The organism is Dermacoccus sp. Tok2021, assembly GCF_019895135.1.
GTDB lineage: Bacteria > Actinomycetota > Actinomycetes > Actinomycetales > Dermatophilaceae > Dermacoccus > Dermacoccus abyssi.
Genome location: NZ_JAGTHU010000017.1, coordinates 1 through 18,137 on the forward strand (window position 1 = coordinate 1; position 18,137 = coordinate 18,137).

Annotated in this window: 16 protein-coding genes and 1 tRNA gene; 6 read left to right on the forward strand and 11 right to left on the reverse strand. The window is 68.3% G+C overall.

The window, feature by feature from the left end; genetic code table 11:
• Positions 1-498 (reverse strand): LysE family translocator (locus K9D12_RS10555; RefSeq protein WP_129666278.1); only part of this gene is annotated, 498 nt, incomplete at its 3' end.
• 305 nt (positions 499-803) lie between these two features.
• Positions 804-1,931 carry a hypothetical protein gene (locus tag K9D12_RS10560; RefSeq protein WP_129666279.1) on the reverse strand — a complete coding sequence of 376 codons (1,128 nt, stop codon included), beginning with the start codon at positions 1,929-1,931 and terminating at the stop codon, positions 804-806.
• Between the two features lie 219 nt (positions 1,932-2,150).
• On the opposite strand from K9D12_RS10560, the gene K9D12_RS10565 reads away from it, so the two are divergent.
• Together K9D12_RS10565 and K9D12_RS10570 are read left to right on the forward strand one after the other, a co-directional pair.
• A complete protein-coding gene (locus K9D12_RS10565; RefSeq protein ID WP_118913920.1) occupies positions 2,151-2,669 on the forward strand; it encodes a peptidylprolyl isomerase in 519 nt (172 codons plus the stop codon).
• A 112-nt stretch (positions 2,670-2,781) separates the two neighbouring features.
• Positions 2,782-3,690, forward strand: coding sequence for a rhomboid family intramembrane serine protease (locus K9D12_RS10570; RefSeq protein WP_047310847.1), 909 nt, complete (start codon positions 2,782-2,784; stop codon positions 3,688-3,690).
• Positions 3,691-3,755: 65 nt separating this feature from the next.
• Here K9D12_RS10570 and K9D12_RS10575 read toward each other — a convergent pair whose 3' ends face one another.
• Both K9D12_RS10575 and K9D12_RS10580 read right to left on the reverse strand, forming a co-directional pair.
• A complete protein-coding gene (locus tag K9D12_RS10575) occupies positions 3,756-4,124 on the reverse strand; it encodes a hypothetical protein (protein WP_129666281.1) in 369 nt (122 codons plus the stop codon).
• Positions 4,125-4,658: 534 nt separating this feature from the next.
• The gene (locus tag K9D12_RS10580) at positions 4,659-4,889 is read right to left on the reverse strand and encodes a cell division protein CrgA (protein ID WP_047310846.1); all 231 of its coding nucleotides are present in this window, start codon (positions 4,887-4,889) and stop codon (positions 4,659-4,661) included.
• A gap of 99 nt (positions 4,890-4,988) precedes the next feature.
• Here K9D12_RS10580 and K9D12_RS10585 point away from each other — a divergent pair, with 99 nt between their 5' ends.
• Entirely contained in the window at positions 4,989-5,822 is an 834-nt protein-coding gene (locus K9D12_RS10585; protein WP_240730230.1) for a DUF881 domain-containing protein, read from the forward strand.
• Between the two features lie 46 nt (positions 5,823-5,868).
• A complete protein-coding gene (locus tag K9D12_RS10590; protein ID WP_047310845.1) occupies positions 5,869-6,504 on the forward strand; it encodes an aminodeoxychorismate/anthranilate synthase component II in 636 nt (211 codons plus the stop codon).
• A gap of 81 nt (positions 6,505-6,585) precedes the next feature.
• Here K9D12_RS10590 and pknB read toward each other — a convergent pair whose 3' ends face one another.
• The 6 genes from pknB to K9D12_RS10620 form a co-directional block, all read right to left on the reverse strand.
• Entirely contained in the window at positions 6,586-8,457 is a 1,872-nt protein-coding gene (gene pknB / locus K9D12_RS10595) for a Stk1 family PASTA domain-containing Ser/Thr kinase (protein ID WP_129666283.1), read from the reverse strand.
• A gap of 103 nt (positions 8,458-8,560) precedes the next feature.
• Positions 8,561-10,015 carry a penicillin-binding protein 2 gene (locus K9D12_RS10600; RefSeq protein ID WP_118913907.1) on the reverse strand — a complete coding sequence of 485 codons (1,455 nt, stop codon included), beginning with the start codon at positions 10,013-10,015 and terminating at the stop codon, positions 8,561-8,563.
• Positions 10,012-11,397: an FtsW/RodA/SpoVE family cell cycle protein gene (locus tag K9D12_RS10605; protein WP_240730231.1), complete on the reverse strand. Its 1,386-nt coding sequence runs from the start codon at positions 11,395-11,397 to the stop codon at positions 10,012-10,014. Before K9D12_RS10605 ends, K9D12_RS10600 begins: the two co-directional genes overlap by 4 nt.
• Positions 11,385-12,656 (reverse strand): PP2C family serine/threonine-protein phosphatase, encoded by a 1,272-nt coding sequence (locus tag K9D12_RS10610; protein WP_223060175.1) that lies wholly within the window; start codon positions 12,654-12,656, stop codon positions 11,385-11,387. The genes K9D12_RS10605 and K9D12_RS10610 overlap by 13 nt, the downstream gene beginning before the upstream one ends.
• A gap of 4 nt (positions 12,657-12,660) precedes the next feature.
• Positions 12,661-13,131, reverse strand: a complete 471-nt coding sequence (locus K9D12_RS10615; protein WP_118913903.1) for an FHA domain-containing protein — start codon at positions 13,129-13,131, stop codon at positions 12,661-12,663.
• A complete protein-coding gene (locus K9D12_RS10620) occupies positions 13,128-14,549 on the reverse strand; it encodes an FhaA domain-containing protein (RefSeq protein WP_370633493.1) in 1,422 nt (473 codons plus the stop codon). Before K9D12_RS10620 ends, K9D12_RS10615 begins: the two co-directional genes overlap by 4 nt.
• A gap of 316 nt (positions 14,550-14,865) precedes the next feature.
• On the opposite strand from K9D12_RS10620, the gene K9D12_RS10630 reads away from it, so the two are divergent.
• Positions 14,866-14,948 (forward strand) — tRNA-Leu (locus K9D12_RS10630).
• A gap of 652 nt (positions 14,949-15,600) precedes the next feature.
• Here K9D12_RS10630 and K9D12_RS10635 read toward each other — a convergent pair.
• The gene (locus K9D12_RS10635; protein ID WP_223060176.1) at positions 15,601-16,620 is read right to left on the reverse strand and encodes a YafY family protein; all 1,020 of its coding nucleotides are present in this window, start codon (positions 16,618-16,620) and stop codon (positions 15,601-15,603) included.
• A 61-nt stretch (positions 16,621-16,681) separates the two neighbouring features.
• Between K9D12_RS10635 and K9D12_RS10640 the strand changes: the two genes are divergently transcribed.
• A complete protein-coding gene (locus tag K9D12_RS10640; RefSeq protein ID WP_223060177.1) occupies positions 16,682-18,136 on the forward strand; it encodes an MFS transporter in 1,455 nt (484 codons plus the stop codon).
• Position 18,137: the final 1 nt, after the last annotated feature.

Consider the following 18,137-nt stretch of genomic DNA (forward strand, 5'->3'; position numbering starts at 1 on the left):
GGCGAGCAGCACGATCGTGCCGACGATCGTCAGGGTGAGGGCGTAGGCGAGGAGCGTGAGCATCCCTGTGCCAGGGCCGGCGAACTGCGGCAGCACCGCGAGGTTGAACGCGAGCACCTTCGGGTTCGTGATGTTGCACAGGAATCCCTGACGGAACGAGCGGCGCGGGCTCCGCGGCGTCGCTTCCGGCGTCATGGCCCAGCCCTCGCCGCGCGCCTTGATGGCCGTACGCAGCGCCATGACGCCGAGATAAATGAGGTAGGCGACACCGAGCCAGCGGATCGTCTGGAACACAGGCTCCGAACGGGCGATGATCGCGCCCAGCCCCGCCGCGGCGAGGACGCCCTGGGTGGCACCGGCGACCCCGATGCCGAGCGTCGTCCACAGCCCTCGCGCGCGGCCACCGATGACGGTGTTGCGCAGCGTGAGGAACGTGTCCGGGCCCGGTGCCACCGCAATGGCCGTCGCGAACGCGACGAAGCTGAGGAAGTGCGCCATGAACGGACTGTACGGCCGGCGTCACCGAATCCGCGCGTGCCTGCCACGCTGTGGGCGCGAGGCGGCGTTCCGCTGACGACGACGTCGAACAGGGTTACCCCGATGGGACGCGCCGATTCCCTCGGCTAGCAGAATCTAGTTATTGGTCTATCAACCTAAAGAAGCAGCGATCGACCTTTGGTGCAACGCAGCGCCGAAGCCGGGCCCGGGCGTCGGGGAAGGCGCTCACACGACGCGTCAGGAGCAGGCACATGACGAGGGGCCGCCTCCAGCAGGAAGCGACCCCTCAAGCGGAGCGACTGATGTCAGATGTCGCCGCGGGCGGCGCGACGCGAGCTGCGCGTCTCACCTTCGAGTGCCTCGGTGGACATGTGGCCCGACTCCTCGGCCTCGGTCCACGTGGCAGCGGTGCCCGGGCCACCTGCCGGCTCGGCCGTGCCGTCGCCCGCAGGGCGCACCATCGTGGTGTCATCGGCCTTGTTGAAGTCGGTGACGGGGTTGTTGATCGTCATCTCGTCCGAACGGTCAGCCTTGCTGTCCGCGATGGCAGCCTCGGAGAGCTGGGCGTTCTTGGCCTTCTTCTTCTGCTGGTCGGCGTACACGAGGTAGCCGGCACCGGCGAGGGCGGCCGCACCGACAACGATGAGGAAGCCACCCTTCTTCTTCTTGGGTGCGAGAGCCGGGGCGTAGCGCGCGACCTGCTCCTGCGCACCGTCGGGAAGCTGACCCACGACGTTGTGCGAGGCGGCGGTGCCGGCGGCAGCGGCCGTCGCGAGGATCTCCTTGAGGTGCGGGAGCAGCTCGTCCTTGTAGAAGTCGCGAGCGTTGTCGGCCGTGAGGCCCTTGTCCTCGGCGACCTGCTGGGCCTGGCCCTTCAGGGCAGCAGCCTTGTAGGCGACGTCCTGGCGCGTGTCGACGCCGAACTTCTTCGTCGCCTTCTTTTCCGCGCGCGATGCCTTGGCACCGAGGAAGCCCGCCAGAGCGGCAGCCTTCTTGTCGGCCTTCTTCTTTGTCTTCTCGGCGCGCTTGTCGGCCTGCTTCGCGAACTTGGACGACTTCTTGTCTGCCTTCTTCGCAGTCTTGCGGCCCTTCTTCTCGGCCTCGTCACGCGCGTCGGCAGCGGACTCGGCGACGTCGGCGATCTTCGCGGCGGCGACGGCCTTGGCCACGCTCACCTTGTCGGCGGCAGCCTCACGCTGGTCGGCAGTGGCGTCGGCAACCTTCTCGAGGTGCGGCGCAGCGGCTTCGCGGGCTTCCTCTGCCTTCTCCATGATGAAGTCGCGGGCCTCCTCGGCCTTCTCTGCGAGGGTGGGGACGATGTCCTTCTCGGTCTTCGCCTTGGCCTCAGCGGCCTTCGTCGAAGCCAGGTCGACCGCGGTGAGCGCAGCCTCCTTGGCCTTCTCGGTCTTGGTGGGTTCGTATTTCCACAGCACGGCTGTTCCTCTCCTGCGGGTGGATACTCTTCTGCCTCTCATCCTGCCTTGTTCGCTGCCCGCTTACCAACCGGTTCGGCAGGTCGGACGGTGGGGATGTCGGCCGGGCCCACCTCAAGGGACGGAGACGCCTGCCTCGTGACGCCCGGGCTTCCGCCGAGTGTGAACACCCGCGAGGCCGCCGTGCCCGTGTGCGTTTCACGTGGAACACTGGGTGTCATGATCGCGACACTGCACACCAACCACGGTGACATCAACATCAACCTCTTCCCGACCCAGGCGCCGAAGACCGTCGAGAACTTCGTCGGCCTCGCCAAGGGCACGAAGGAGTACAAGGACGACGCCGGCCGCACCAACCCGCAGCCGTTCTACGACGGCCTCACGTTCCACCGCATCATCCCGGGCTTCATGATCCAGGGCGGCTGCCCGCAGGGCATCGGCATCGGTGGCCCCGGCTACACGTTCGACGACGAGATCTCGCCCGAGCTGAACTTCAACTCGCCCTACATGCTCGCCATGGCCAACGCCGGTAAGCGCATGGGCAAGGGCACGAACGGCTCGCAGTTCTTCATCACGGTTGCCGACACGAGCTGGCTGCAGGGCAAGCACACGATCTTCGGCGAGGTGGCCGACGACGAGTCCAAGAAGGTCGTCGACGAGATCGCCGCCGTCCGCACGGGCGGCCAGGACAAGCCGGTCGAGCCGGTCGTCATCGAGAGCGTCACCATCTCCGAGTGATCGCATCCGTGCCCTCGCTCCGAACGGTGTGAGGGTGCGGGAGACAATCGTGTGGCCCCGTCGTTGTCATGACGACGGGGCCACACGCATGAGAAGGGCAGAGACGAGAACGATGAGCGTTCCGCTGGACAACGGTTCGTACGACGAGCAAGGGATCCCGGTGTGTCCGAGGCACCCGGAGGTCGCGGCCTACACGCGCTGCCAGCGCTGCGGACGTCCGGCGTGCACGCAGTGCCAGGTGCCGGCCTCGGTCGGGTTCCAGTGCGTCGACTGCGTCGCTGCCGAGCGCAAGGCGAACCCGATGCCGACGCAGCGGTCGGAGCTAGGCATGCCCGCCGCGCCCGGACGCCCGCTCGTGACCTTCGGCATCATCGGCATCTGCGTGGCCGTCTGGGTGGGCGAGCTAATGAGCTGGAGCTTCTTCGGCAACGTAGCTTTCATCGCCCTGGCAGCCCAGGACGAGCCGTGGCGCTACATCACGAGCGGCTTCGCGCACGACCGCAGCAACGTCATCCATCTGCTCTTCAACATGATGGCGCTGTACTTCATGGGGCAGTACCTCGAGCCGATGTTGGGCCGTCTCCGCTTCGCGGCCCTCTACCTCGTGGCGGTGCTCGGTGGGTCGGTCGGCTATCAACTGCTGACTTCGGCGCCCGTTCGGGGTGGCGACCTCTACGCGTCGGGATGGGCGACTCCGCTCGTCGGTGCGTCCGGTGGTGTGTTTGGCCTGTTCGTCGCCGTCATCGTGCTCAACCGGCACCTGGGGCGCGAGATCGGCCCGATGCTCACCCTCATCGCCATCAACGTCGTGCTGGGCTTCACGATGAGCAACGTGGCGTGGCAGGCACACCTCGGTGGCGCGATCGTCGGAGGCATCGCGGCCGGCCTGTTGTACGCCGTTCGCCGCCGCTCGACGGCGATCCAGCTCGGTCTGCTCGGTGGTCTTGCCGCGCTACTGTTCGCAGCTGCCTACGTCAGTTTCGCGATGGCCGACCTCAGCTGGATCCAGATCGTGCGCTGACACCAGGACGTCACGCCAAGAGGGCTTCGTCGAGTGTTCGATGAAGCCCTCTTGTGCTGTCTAAGTCAGGTGCAAGATGTGGGCAGAGTGATGCATCGTGCCGAACTCGGACAAGAACAGACGGCGAGGGGTTTCGTGGCTCCTGGACGCTCGACGAAGGTCTCCTTGCGGCCCGAGCTGTCCCGGAACGTGGCACGGTTGCCGTCGATGACGACCCAGCCGCGCTGATAGGGGTCGTCCCACCCCTTCGGCGTCCCGGCCTCGCTCGCGAGGGGGCCGCCCTCGCGGACGTACCAGGTGCCGTTGCTGTTGAGTTCGCGCACACCGCAGTGCGTGTAGAGCTTGAACGGCCCGGGCGACTCGCCGGGCGTCGCGTAGGTCCAGCCCGTCACCACGGCAGCCAGGCCCAGCGTGGCCACCGACGTCCGCTTCACATACCTCTGACCTGAGTGTGCGCCGCGATGCCGCCGCCGTCCAGAGGGCAGTTCGTCATCAGGACGGTTCCATGGCGTGGTGAACGCTCGCAGTTCGCCGCAACGTCGATGAGAACCTATCCACATCTCTCGCCTCAGCTCTAGATGGGGCAAGACAAACCGAGCAAGCGTCGTCCCCAGCTGTGGAAGACCCCGTCAACGTCGTCCGAAACCAGGGTTTTCCACAGTTTCCACAGGCATGGGTGTGGAGAAACCCGCGGAATGAGCGGCGTGTCGTGGGGCCGAGCCCGGTGAGTCACATGAGTTGTCCCCAGCTGACCTGCCCTTTTCCACCGGTGGACCACCGGTTTTCCACTGATCTTGACGCTTGTCCCCGGGCCATCCACGCGTTGTCCCCATGTTTGTCCACAGCTGTGGAAAACGACAGCCGTGTAATTACACACAGGCTGTGGATAACTCTGGGGAAAACATCCCACAACGTCGGATGCCCTCGACCCAACAGGGCCGAGGGCATCCGACGAAGTCGAAGGAGCGCTACTTCCAGCGCGTCATCATGATGAATCCCACCATGATGAAGGCGAAGCCGACGACGATGTTGATCGCATCGACGTTGGGGATCGGGTACGCGCCCGAACTGATGTAGTACGTCATGACCCACACGAGGCCGAGGAGCATGAGGCCGAGAGCGGTCGGCACCCACCACCTGGGGTTGAGGCCGCCTCCGGAGGCGGCGCGCGCAGCGGCGTCGGAGTTCTTACGGGCCACGGGGTACCCCTTCCGTGTCAGGCGTTCTGGAGGTGAGTCAACTAGGGTGAGAGCCTAGTTGACTCACTCGCCGGTACGCAGCATGAAGGAGGCGTCAGCGTGGCCGATTCGCCCAGCACTCCCGCGACCGACGCGCCGAATGACGCACCGAACGAAGCGCCCGGCGTCGAGCAGAACGAGGGTGTCCGGATGCCCTCGCGCCGCCGCGTGAAGCCCTGGCAGGTCGCCGTCCCGATCGTGACGCTCGTGGCCGGCCTCATGTTCGCCGTCAGTTCGCGTGCGGCCCACGGCACCGATCTGCGCTCGGGCAACACACAGCTCAGCGACGTCGTCGCCGGAGCCGACCGACGCGTCAAGGAGAAGCAGCAGTCCGTCGCAAGCCTGCGCCGTCAGGTCGAACAGGCGCAGAGCGCCGCCGCGAAGAAGGACGGACCAGCCGCCCAGGCGTCCAAGATCAACGCTCAGGCGTCGAAGGAGGAGGACCCGGCCGGTCTCGCGCCGCTGACGGGGCAGGCGATCACCGTCACCCTCGACGACAGCAAGAAGAGCGTCGACCAGCTGCCCGAAGACGGCACACCCGACTGGCTCGTCGTCCACCAGCAGGACGTGCAGGCCGTCGTCAACGCCCTGTGGCGCGCGGGCGCTCGCGGCATGATGCTCATGGATCAGCGCGTCGTCTCGACCAGCGCGGTGCGCTGCGTCGGCAACACCCTCATCCTTCAGGGTCGTGTCTACAGCCCACCGTTCACGATCAAGGCCATCGGCGACCCGGTGAAGCTCAAGGCAGCCCTCGACGACGACGAAGCGGTGAAGATCTACAAGCAGTACGTCGACCTCGTCGGGCTGGGCTACGACGTCAAGACGGAGCAGAACGCGTCCTTCCCCGCGTTCACCGGCTCGCTCTCCCTGAAGTACGCCCGGGCCCAGCGCTGACGGCGGCGCTGGGCCGTGCGAGATGGGCGCACCTAGACTGGTGGGCATGACCGACTCGCCGCGCATTCTCGTCGTCGACAACTACGACAGCTTCGTCTTCACGATCGTCGGCTACCTCCAGCAGTTGGGCGCCGAGACGACCGTCGTGCGCAACGACGCGATCAGCGCGGCCGACGGCGCCGATTTCGACGGCGTGCTCGTCTCGCCCGGTCCCGGCACCCCGGAGGACGCCGGCGTCAGTATGAAGATGATCGAGGCGTGCGGCGAGCGCAACCAGCCGATGCTCGGGGTGTGCCTCGGCCACCAGGCCCTCGGCGTCGTCACGGGCGCGACGGTGGGGCGTGCGCCGGAGTTGCTGCACGGCAAGACGTCCGAGGTCTTCCACGACGGCACGGGCGTGCTCGAGGGTCTCTCCGACCCGTTCACCGCCACGCGCTACCACTCGCTGACGATCGACCCGGCCACCGTCACCGACGAACTCGTCGTCAACGGTCGCACTGACACCGGAATCATCATGGCGGCCCATCACCGGGACCTGCCGTTGCACGGCGTGCAGTTCCACCCCGAGAGCGTCATGACGGTCGGTGGTCACCGCATGCTCGCCAACTGGCTGCGGATGTGCGGCTCCACGACGGCCGTCGAGGCGAGTCACGACATGGTGCCGCTCGTGCGCGCGAGCTGACCCGCCGTCGCCCGGCAACGCGACACCGACGTCGAAGGACCACCCCGGCCGAATCGGGGTGGCCCTTCGAGGTCTTCGTGACTAGTCGTCCTCGTTCGGCGGGCTCGCCGTGTTCGACGGCGTGAGCTCGGTCGTGTCACTCGGCGAACTCGGCGAACTCGGCTTGGTGCTCGAGGAGGTGGAACTGCTCGAGGAGCTGGAGCTCGACGACGAGGAGGACGGTGTCGACGTCGGTGAGGGCGTCGCCGTGACGGTGGCCTCGGGCTTCTGGCCGACCACGACGACCACGGCCGTGCCGTTGTCCACCTTCTTGCCCTGATCGGGCACGGAGATGACCTTGCCCTGCTTGGTCTCGTCGCCCGTGCGCTCGTAGGTCACGCTGATCGACAGGTGCGCCTTGTAGAGCGCCTGCGTCGCCTCGTCCTGGGTCTTGCCGACGAGGTCGGGCACGGTGACCTTGCCGCTGCTCGGGTAGAGCGTGATCTCGTTGCTCGCACCGAGCGTCGAACCGGCCTTGGGGTTGGTCTCGGCAACCTTGCCCGAGTCGACGCCGCTGTCGTCCTTCTTCTCCGAGGAGACCTTGATGCGGTCGGCGTCGATACCTGCGGAGATGAGGGTCTGGCGCGCTGTCGCGACCGAGTCGCCCACGACGTCGGGCACCTTCACGGAGTCCGGGCCCGTCGAGACGGTGAGCGTGACGGTGGAATTGCGGTCGGCCTTGGTGCCGCCCGGCGGGTCCTGCCCGACGACGGTGCCTTCGCTCTGGTCGGAGGACGTCTCCTTGCGCTCGACCGTGAAGTCCTGCGACAGAGTCGAGAAGGCCTGGTCGTAGGTCATGCCTTCGACCTTCGTCACCGTGACCTGGTCGGTGGTGCCGCTCGGGTTCATGAAGAGGTAGCCGATGCCGAGGATGGCGGCGAGGGCCGCGATGACGGCGAGAGCCCACAGACCGCCGCGCGAACGCTTCGGCTCGTGACGCTCGTCGAGTTCCGCCGTGTGGTCGGCGGCCGCGAGAGCTGCGCCGCGGCGCGTGTAGTTGACGACCTCCGTGCTGTCGCCTGCGGCCTGGGTACTCGCGAGGGCGGCCGCGGAGATCTCCTGGCCGGAGCGAGCCGCGAGCACGTCCGAACGGAACTCGCCGGCGCTCTGGTAGCGAGCGTCCCGCTTCTTCTCGAGCGAGTGCAGGACGACGGCGTCGAGCTCGGGTGACACCGAGTGCTCGTACAGCGACGGCGGCTGCGGCTGCTCCCCGATGTGCTGGTAGACGAGGCTGACCGGCTCACCGACGAAGGGCGCACGCCCGGTGAGCAGCTCGAAGAGCACGCAACCGGCGGAGTACAGGTCGGTGCGCGGGTCGACGCTCTCGCCTTGGGCCTGCTCGGGGGAGAGGTAGCGGGCGGTACCGACGACGGCCTGGGCCGACGTCATCGTCGCGCCGACGTCGGCGAGGGCTCGCGCGATACCGAAGTCCATGACCTTAACGTTGCCGCCGCGCGTCACCATGACGTTTCCGGGCTTGATGTCGCGGTGGACGATGCCCTTGGAGTGGCTGTACTCGAGGGCCGACAGGATGCCCATCGTCACACGGCAGGCCTCGTCCGAGCTGAGCTTCTTCTCGTCGTTGAGGATCTCGCGCAGCGTCTGGCCGTCGACGTACTCCATGACGATGTAGGGGATGTCGACGGTGCCGCCGCCGGCCTCGACGAAGGTGTCTTCACCCGAGTCGTACACGGCCACGATGTTGGCGTGGTTGAGCCCGGCCGACGACTGCGCCTCGCGGCGGAAGCGCTGGAGGAAGGAGGGGTCGCGCGCGAGGTCGGAGCGCAGGATCTTGATGGCGACGGAGCGTCCGAGACGGGTGTCGTGGCCGGCGTGAACCTCGGCCATGCCACCGCGACCGATGAGCTCACCGACCTCGTAGCGCCCGCCGAGAATGCGTGGTGCCGTGCTCATGCGGTCTCCTCCTGAGATCTCGTCGGGGTGGTCGGTCGTCGGGTCGTTCGTGCGTGGTTCGCCGGTGGGTGGTTCGTCGCGGCGCTCGCGGCTGCGGTCTCCGTCATCGCACGGCCGCCTCGAAGATCTGGCGTGCAGCGGGTGCGGCGACGGAGCCGGCCAGGGCTTCGACGCCCTGGTCTCCGCCGTTCTCGAGGACGATGGCGAGGGCGATCTTCGGGTCGTTGGCGGGCGCGAAACCGGTGAACCACAGGTCGGCGGCGTTCTTCGTGTCGCCCTGCGCGGTACCCGTCTTGCCGGCGACCTGGACGCCGGGGACGGCGGCCTGCTTACCGGTGCCGTTGTTGACGACGGCTTCCATCATCTCGGTGAGGGAGTCGGCGGTCTGCCCGGAGATCGGCTTGGCGCGCACCTTCGGGTCGGTCGACTTGATGACGTCGAGGTCGGAGTCGACGACGTTCTTCACGAGGTACGGCTGCATCTGGTTGCCCCCGTTGGCGATGGTGGCGGAGATCATCGCGATCTGCAGCGGCGTGACACGCACGTCGTACTGGCCGATGGCCGACATCGCCGTCTGGGGCTCGTTGAGCTGGGTCGGGAACGTGCTGGGCGTGACCCGCATCGGCACGCGCATGACGTCACCGAAACCGAACTTCTTGGCCTGGGAGGCGAGCTTGTCCTGGCCCAGGTCCATGCCGAGCTGGGCGTAGGCGGTGTTGCAGCTGACCTCGAGGGCGTGCAGGAGCGACGTCTCGTCGTTGGGGCCGCACGCGCGCCCGTCGTCGTTCGGCAGGGAGTGCGTCGTCTGGGGCAGACGCAGGGTGGCCGGGCCGGGCAACGTCGAGGAGTTCGAGTAGTTGCCGGATTCGAGCGCGGCGGCCGAGGTGACGAGCTTGAAGGTCGAACCCGGCGGGTAGAGAGTGCCGCCGATGGTGCGGTTGACCATGGGCTGGTTCGCGGCCGCGTTCATCTGCGTCCACGTCTTCGTCACGGCCTCGGTGTCATGCGAGGCGAGGTTGTTCGGGTCGTAGGAGGGCGAGGTCACCATGGCGAGCACGGCGCCCGTCTTCGGGTCGAGCGCCACGACGGCGCCGCGGCGGTTGCCGAGGGCCTGCGCGGCGGCCTGCTGGATCTTGGGGTTGATCGTCAGCTCGAGGTTGGCGCCCTGCTTGGGCTTACCGGTGACGACGTCGACGAGGCGGCGGTAGAACAGCGAGTCGCTCGTGCCGGTGAGCACTTCGTTCTCTGCACCTTCGAGGCCGCCGCCGTTGCCGTAGACGAGTGAGCTGTAGCCGGTGACGGGGGCGTAGAGGCTGCCGTTTGTGTACTGACGCTCGTAGACGTACTTGTCGTTCGACTTGCGGCTCGTGGCGATGGCCTTGCCGTCGACGAGGATCGAGCCTCGCTCGATCTTGTACCCGGCGTTGATGATGCGCGTGTTGCCCGGGCGGTTGTTGAGCGACTTGGCCTGCAGCACCTGGATGTAGCTCGCGGCGAGCAGGACGGAGCAGAACAGGGCTGCGACGACGAAGCCGAGACGTCGGATGGGCGTGTTCATCGAACCTTCACCACCTGGGTGTCGTCGCTTCCACGGGTCGGGTCGGTCTCGGCGACGCTCGGGCGCCGGGCCTGGTCGGAGATGCGCAGCAGCAGGGCGATGATGGCCCAGTTCGCGAGGAGCGAGCTACCACCGGCGGAGAGGAACGGTGTCGTCAGACCGGTGAGGGGGATGACGCGGGTGATGCCGCCGAGGACGACGAAGCACTGGAGGCACACGGAGAACGCGAGGCCGGTGGCGAGCAGCTTGCCGAAGCCGTCGCGGCAGGCGATGCCGATGCGCAGGCCGCGCTCGACGATGATGGCGAACAGCACGATCATCGCCATGATGCCGGCGAGACCGATCTCCTCACCGAAGCTCGACATGATGAAGTCGGAGTTCGCTTCGGAGTAGTTGAAGGTCGGGTAACCGCGGCCCAGGCCGGTGCCGGTGATGCCGCCGAACGCGAGGCCCATGAGGGAGCGCGCGACCTGGTCCGACTGGCCGGGCGTGAAGGGGTCGAGCCACAGCGCGACGCGGTTCTGGAAGTTCGCGAAGAGCAGGTAGGCCACGTAGCAGCCGGTGAAGAACAGGATGAGGCCGATGGCCACCCAGCTGCGCCGCTCGGTGGCGACGTAGAGCATCGCGACGAAGAGGCCGAAGAACAGCAGCGAGGTGCCGAGGTCCTTCTCGAAGACGAGGACGGCCAGGGACATGAGCCAGGCGAACATGATGGGGCCCATGTCGCGGGCACGCGGCAGGGGGAAGCCGAGGAAGCGCTTGCCGACGAGGGAGAGCGCGTCACGCGTCTGCACGAGGTAGCTGGCGAAGAAGATCGTCAGGAGGATCTTGGCGACCTCGCTCGGCTGGAAGCTGAGCGGGCCGATGTGGATCCAGATGCGGTTGCCGTTGATGTTCATACCGATGAACGGGAGCATCGGCATCATGAGCAGCGCGAGACCGGCTGCGGCGAACGTGAACGTGTAGCGTCGCAGCTTGCGGTGATCGCGGATGAGGAACAGCAGCGTGATGGCGGCGCCAACGGCGATCGTCGACCACATGAGCTGACGCAGCGCGGCGCCCTCCATGATGTCGCGGCCGCGGGCGACGTCGATGCGGTGGATCATGACGAGGCCGAGGCCGTTGAGCAGCGTCGCCGTCGGCAGGAGGACGGGGTCGGCGTAGCTCGCGACGATGCGCACGACGAGGTGGAACACGAGCGCGAGAACTCCGAGACCGATGCCGAGGGTCATGATGTCCGCCGGCAGCGTGCCGTCGATGGCGAGGCCGACGCTGGCGTAGGCGAACAGCACGACGACGACCGCGAAGCCGAGGAGGAAGAGCTCGGTGCCGCGTTTCGTGCCGGAGGTGGTGCGGGTGAGGCCGAGACTCACTGCTTGCACTCGCTTCCGTTCGGTGAGGCGGCGAGGCACTTCACCATCTCCGCCCGGAGACGTTCGACGGTGGCCGCGGCTTCCGAGTCGCTGGAGGCCTCGAGGCCGGCCTTGACCTTGGTGCGCCAGAACTCGGGCAGGTCGGCCGTCGGGATGTCCGTCTTCTCCTCCACATGGCTGAGCTCGAGCGGGCCGAAGCCACCGTCGACGCCCTGGTGGATGGTGACTCGTCCGCCGGAATCCTTGACGAAGTACTGGCTCTGCGACCACGTCCAGCCCCAGATCGCGGCGACGGCGAGGGCCGCGAGGACGACCAGTGCGGCGATGGCGGCGTAGAACCGGGCGCGACGGCGGGGGCCGTCCTCGGCGAGCTGGGCGCCGCTGTGCTCCTCGGTCTCCTCGTCCTCGTCGTCGGAAACTTCGCGCGAGAGAGCGCGGGCCTTCTCGGCGGGCGTCTGGTCGCGCACCGGCACGGCCTCGGTGACGCCGTGTGCAACGGCGGCGCCGACGACGGCGGGCTTGCTCGAGAGGTCGAGCTCGTCGCTGTCGGCGACCTCGCCGACGACGACGGTGACGTTGTCGAGCGTCGAGGCCTTGAGGGCGATTTCGATGAGTTCGTCGGCGACGCGGTCGATCGGCTTGCCGGAGGTGAAGATCTCCTCGATCGTGCGACCGCCGACGTAGTCCGACAGGCCGTCGGAGCACAGGAGGAAACGGTCGCCGATGCGGGCCTCGCGCAGCGAAAGGTCAGGAACGTCGTTCTCGCGGCCGGTGAGGACGCGGGTGACGAGGCTGCGCTGCGGGTGGTGGACGGCCTCGTCGGGGGTGATGCGGCCGGAGTCGAGCAGGCTCTGGACGAAGGAGTGGTCCTTCGTGATCTGCGTGAACTTGCCGTCACGCAGTTGGTAGGCGCGGCTGTCGCCGATGTTGGCCATGGCGAGCTGACGGCCGGCCTTCATGAGGACGATGAGCGTCGTGCCCATGCCTTCGCGGGTCGGGTCGGCGTCCATCTCGCTGCGCAGCTTCTCGTTGGCGAGGTGGATGCGGTCCGCGAGCTGGTCGAGGACGTCGTCCGCGCCGACGTCGTCACCGTCGAGGGGCACGATCTGGCCGACGACGGTGGAGCTGGCGATGTCACCGGCGGCGTGGCCGCCCATGCCGTCGGCGAGCACGAGCATTGTGTTGCTCGCGTAGCCGGAGTCCTCGTTGCGCTTCTTCGAGCCGAGGCCGACGTCGGAACGAGCGGCGAATCTCAGGGCGATGGGCATGGGGTCACTTCCTCAGCTCGAGGACGGTGCGGCCGATACGGATGCGGGTTCCCGCGTCGACGTGGACGTGCTCGCCGATGCGTTCGGCGCCGATGTACGTGCCGTTGGTGGAACCGAGGTCGTCGAGGTACCAGCCGTCGGCCTCGGGGTAGATGCGTGCGTGACGCCCGGAGGCGAAATCGTCGGACAGGACGAGAGAGCACTCGGGGTTGCGCCCGAGCAGGACGCCGGATTCGGTGAGCGGCAGTGTCGTGCCGCGCATGGCGCCCTCGATGACGGCCACGTGCGTCGGGCCCTTCTTCACGGCGCGCGGCGTCTTGGCGCCGCGCTCACGCGAGGAGGCGCGCGAGGCGCGTCCGCCACCGGTCTTCGCTCCGTAGAGGTCTCCGCGCAGGACGCCGACGACCGCGAACACGAAGAACCACAGGAGGGCGAGGAGGCCGATGCGGATGGCCGTCAGCGTCAGTTCGTTCACGTGCGGTCTCCCAGGTGGATCGTCATCGACGTGCGGCCCAGGGTGAGCCGGTCGCCGTCGTGGACGTGGGTGGAGTCGATGCGTTCACCGTTGACGTAGGTGCCGTTGGTGGAGGCGAGGTCGCGCGCGCTCATCACGAGGTGGGGGCCGTCGTGGGTGATGCGGATTTCGCTGTGGCTTCGGCTGACGCCCGGGTCGTCGATGATGATGTCGGCTTCGTCGTCGCGGCCGAGAACGGTGATGGCTCCGAGCAGCGGGTAGCGCTGGCCGTCGATCTTGAGCCAGGGGCGCTCACGCGGCGAGACGGGGCGCGGCGGGCGTGCGCCGCCGCCGGCGGGGATGTGACGTGCCGTGGAGTCCTGCGGCTCCTCGGCCGGGGAGAAACCGGTTGGGTCGCCGTAGTCGTCATCGTCGTCCCACGCGAGGCCGCGGCCGGTGGCGCGGTTGTCGGGGTGGGCGTCGTCGAAGCCGTTGCCGTAGTCGTTGTTGTCATACGCGTCGTCGGCGTACCCGTTGTCGACGTCGTGGCCGGCGCGCTCGTAGCCACGCTCGTCGGCGAAGCCGTCGTACTCGTCGTGGCCGTCGTGTGCGTCGTGCTCCTGACGGCGCGGCGCGTCCGACCCGGCAGCGTCCCACGAGTAGGCGCCGCCGAGGCTCGAGGCCGCACGGTTGGTGTTGCCCTCGAAGGGATCGGGGGCGTGCGAGCGGTCGTCGTATCCGTAGTCGCCGTTGGTGCCGTGTGCCTGACGGTCGTCGCGGCGGATGTCTTCGCGCGGTTCACGCGGCTGTGGCTGCTCACCCGGGGCCGGCTGCGCGGCGTCGTCGGGGGCGTAGCCGGTGAGGTAGTCCTTGATGCGAGAGCCGAAGCCACGGCTGGCGGGTGCTGCGGCGCCCGCGCCTGCGGCCGTTCCGGCGGCAGCAACGGCCGGGCGGCCGGCGTCGCGGCCGGGGCGGGGCCCGCGGTTGGAGGAGTCGTGCGAGTTGCGCTCGTCCTGTTGGTTGCGGGGACGGACGTTCGCGCGCTGCTGCGCGAGGGCTTCGGCGGCCTTCGCGGTGGCGGGGCGCAGGCGGAAGACGCCGGTCTCGAGGGTCTCGGATTCCTGCAGGACGATGGTGAACGGGCCGCCGGGCGAGTAGCGCTGCTCGTCGGCGTGTTCCTGGGCGCTCGCGATGAGTTCGTCGTCGAGTTCGTCACCCCAGGCCGAGAGGCGGTCGTAGTCGGTGGGGGAGAGCTCGATCGTGAAGAGGTTGGGCACGATGGGGCGCTTGCCGCGGCCGACGGAGGCTGCGCGGTCGTCCATGGCGCGGCGGATGCCGGAGGCGATCTCGACCGGCTGCACCTCGCTCTTGAAGGCGCGGGCGAAGGCGCCGTTGACACCTTGTTCGAGTTTGCTCTCGAGCTTGTCGAACAACCCCATGGGTGCCTCCTCGTTGTGTCGTGGCCGGCGTGGATGCCGGTGGGCCTCACGGCCTTCGACTCCCCTCGCGGCGCGGTGGTTCCGTCGGTGGGCGGCCTGTGCGTCGGTGGTGTGCGGGCAGCACGCCGGTCTGGTCGGGTGAACCAGGGATTCGATCGTAGCCGTCGGCCACGGGGAACCGCTGAATTCCTGCACTCCGCGCGTGCCTGTGCGCCTGCTGAGGAGCCGGTCTGACGCCCGGCTCGGCGGCCGGGGCGACGCGCACCCCGCCGATTTGGCGAACCGTGTGGCGGTAGGGAATGATAGGTGAGCACTCGCGCGAGTGGCGGAACGGCAGACGCGCTGGCTTCAGGTGCCAGTGTCCGAAAGGGCGTGGGGGTTCAAATCCCCCCTCGCGCACGCGGGGTAGTTCACGAAATGTGTGGACTTGACTTCACTAATCCCGGCCCGAGAGAGATCTCGGGCCGGGATTCGTGTATTTCTGCTTCCGTCGGTGCCTGAGGACAGCTCGAACAGCCCTTCTGATAGCGGGAGCTGCCTCTCGCGGCCTTCCTATTGGCTGGCGGGCATGGGAATGGGGCTCTTCCCAGATGAGGGTGTAGGTCGGCCGGGCGCGTCGGTCCGCAGGTAGACGTCGAGGTCTCCCGACGATGGAGGTTCCTACGCCATCCATCCAAAGACCTCGACGTGACCGACGCTACCCCGCCGGCCGGCTGCGGCCGCCTTGACCTGAGCGCCTTCGCGTCTCATCCCAATCGACCCTGATCGAGTCTGCTGACCCCCTCGACGAGAACGCAGCGACACATCACAGCCACCCGACCCCGACCGTCCAGGAAGCCGGGGCACGTCACATGGCCTGTGCTGCGGGCGTGTCGAGTGGGTCGTCCAGGGGCGACGCAGTAGCGTCGACGCGACGTGCTGAGAGGTGGTTCCAGTCGAGCACTAGGTGTACTGACCGGGGACGTTGATCGACCGGCTGTGCGCCAGCCAGCGACGTCATCGTGGCGGCGGGTACGGAGAATCCTGGCTCTTCGGGACGGGTATGTGCCCGTCATTCTTGGCGTCGTGGGCGTAGTCTCGCCGGCGAGGCAAGTTCCAGGCGTCGCCGGATGGTCGCGAAGGCGTCGCGTAGTTCGGACGGCTCGACATTCGTGAGGTCCGTGTCGAAGGTAATGAAGAGGCCAGCGACTCCAGCCCAGGACCACCCCCCGATCGTCAGGCGGCAAGAATGCCGGTCAATGGGGGCGACAACGGACCCGCCGGGGGCCCAGCGGGCGACGACGTCCGCGGACAGCGCGAGCGTCGCGGTGCCGACGCACTGCCACTGGCCGGGGGTGTCGCCCCGGTCGGGGTTCTGCACGACGAGCCGGTTCAGGTCGTCGGGGTCGAGAGGGGCGGGGGTGAAGGGGCGGCCGGCGGGGGTCTTGGGGCGGATACGGTCGACCCGGTAGGTGCCCCAGGTGGCGTGGTTGCGGTCGCGGGCGACGAGGTACCAGCGGCCGGCCCACACGACGAGGTGGTGGGGCTCGACGTCGTGGGGCGGTCGGAAGTTGGCGTCGCCCGGCGCGGGGACCCGCCCGTCGGGGTCGGCGTAGTCGAACCGCAGGCAGGAGCTCGTGCGGATCGTGGACCCGACTGCCTGCAGTGTGGCGACGTCTATGGGTGGCGCCGAGAACTCCCAATAGTTGCGCAATGCGGTGACCTCGAAGGCCTCGCTGGCGGCGCGCAGCCGCGCGGGCATGACCTGGCGCAAGGTCGTCAGCGCCCTGGCGACGGCGTCGTCGATTCCGGTCACGGTAGCCGGTGCGGTCTGCAAGGCCAGCGCGATGGCGATGGCCTGGTCGTCGTCCAGCACCAGGGGCGGGAGCTTGCCGGTGGCGCCGAGCCGGTAGCCACCGCCGGGACCGGGGACGGCCTCGACGGGGTAGCCGAGCTCGCGCAGCGTGTCGATATCGCGGCGCACGGTCCGCGCCGACACCACGAGCCGTTCGGCGAGCTCGCCCCCAGGCCACTCGACGCGCGCCTCGAGCAGTGACAGCAGCCGCAGGATGCGGGCGGAGGTATCGGCCATGCCCCCAGCATGGCGCTAGTTGTGGTCATTCGATGTCCTGAACCAGCGGCATGGTCAGTCCATGACTTCTCCTCAAGACACCGCAGCGGATGCTCGGGTCGGCGGCCGGGCGGCCTCGCTCGCGCTGCTGGTCGTGCTGTTCGCCTCGTTCATGGACCTGCTCGACGTCACCATCGTCACGGTCGCGGCCCCGCATATCGCAGCGGATCTGCACGCGTCACCGTCACAGCTGCAGTGGATGCTCGCCGCGTACACGCTGGCGCTCGGCTCCGGCCTGATCACCGGTGGGCGTCTTGGTGACGACTACGGACGACGCCGAGTGTTCCTGGCCGCCCTGACCGCCTTCGCCGTCGCGTCGGCCGCATGCGCCCTCGCCCCGACCGCAGGTGCGCTCATCGCCGTTCGGGCACTCCAGGGACTCGCGGGCGGGTTCATGGTCCCGCAGGTCTTCGGGATCATCCGCTCCTCCTTCGAGCCGGCGGCGATGGCCAAGGCCTTCGGCGCCTACGGCGCCGTCCAGGGCCTGGCCTCGGTCGCCGGACCCCTGGTCGGCGGAGCACTGGTCGATGCCGACCTGGCGGGCCTGGGCTGGCGCACGATCTTCTGGATCAACATCCCCGTCGCCGTTGTCGCTCTCGTGCTGGGTTGGCGGGTCCTGCCCGAGTCCCGCGCTGCGGCCCACTCGCGCCTAGACGTCATTGGGGCCCTGCTCGCTTCCGTCGGGGTGTTGCTGGTGCTGCTGCCCCTCGTCCAGGGTCGCGACTGGGGTTGGCCCACCTGGGGCTGGGCTCTGCTGACCGCCGGCGTGCTCGTCCTGGCCGGGTTCCTGCGCTTCGAGAGCGCCCTCGCACGCCGCGGCGGCGAGCCTGTGCTCGCCCCCGACCTGCTGAAGGTCCGACCCTTCGTCGCCGGCCTGGGCGCGTCGGTGCTGTTCTTCGGTGGCCTTGCCTCGTTCTTCCTCGTCCTGTCGATCTACCTGCAGGCCGGAACCGGCCGCTCGGCCTGGGACACGGGCCTGGTGATCCTGCCCTACGCCCTAGGTTCGATGCTCACCTCCGGTGCGGGTGTCGCCCTCGCCGCGAGGGCCGGGCGAGCCCTGCTCGTCACCGGCTCGCTGACTCTGGCCGCGTCTCAGGCGCTGCTGTGGTGGCTCGTCCGCGACGGCGCCACCCCCGGCTACTGGCCCCTCGCCGCCGCCATGTTCCTCGGCGGTCTCGGCCTGGGACTGGCCGCGCCGATCCTGGTCAACGTCGTCCTGGCCGGCGTTCCCGGCCGCCGCGCCGGCGCCGCCGGCGGGGTGCTGTCCACCGTCAACCAGATCGGCGGAGCGGTCGGCGTCGCCGTCCTGGGCACTGTCTTCTTCAACGCCACCTCGAGCGCTGGCACAGCGACCCCACCGGCCGAGCTGTTCGGTCACGCACTGGCCCAGGCGATGCCCTGGCAGGTCGCCACTTACCTGCTTGCGGCCGTCGCGATGCTCGCCCTGCCCAAGACCGCAGCGACCCACCAGGAGTGAA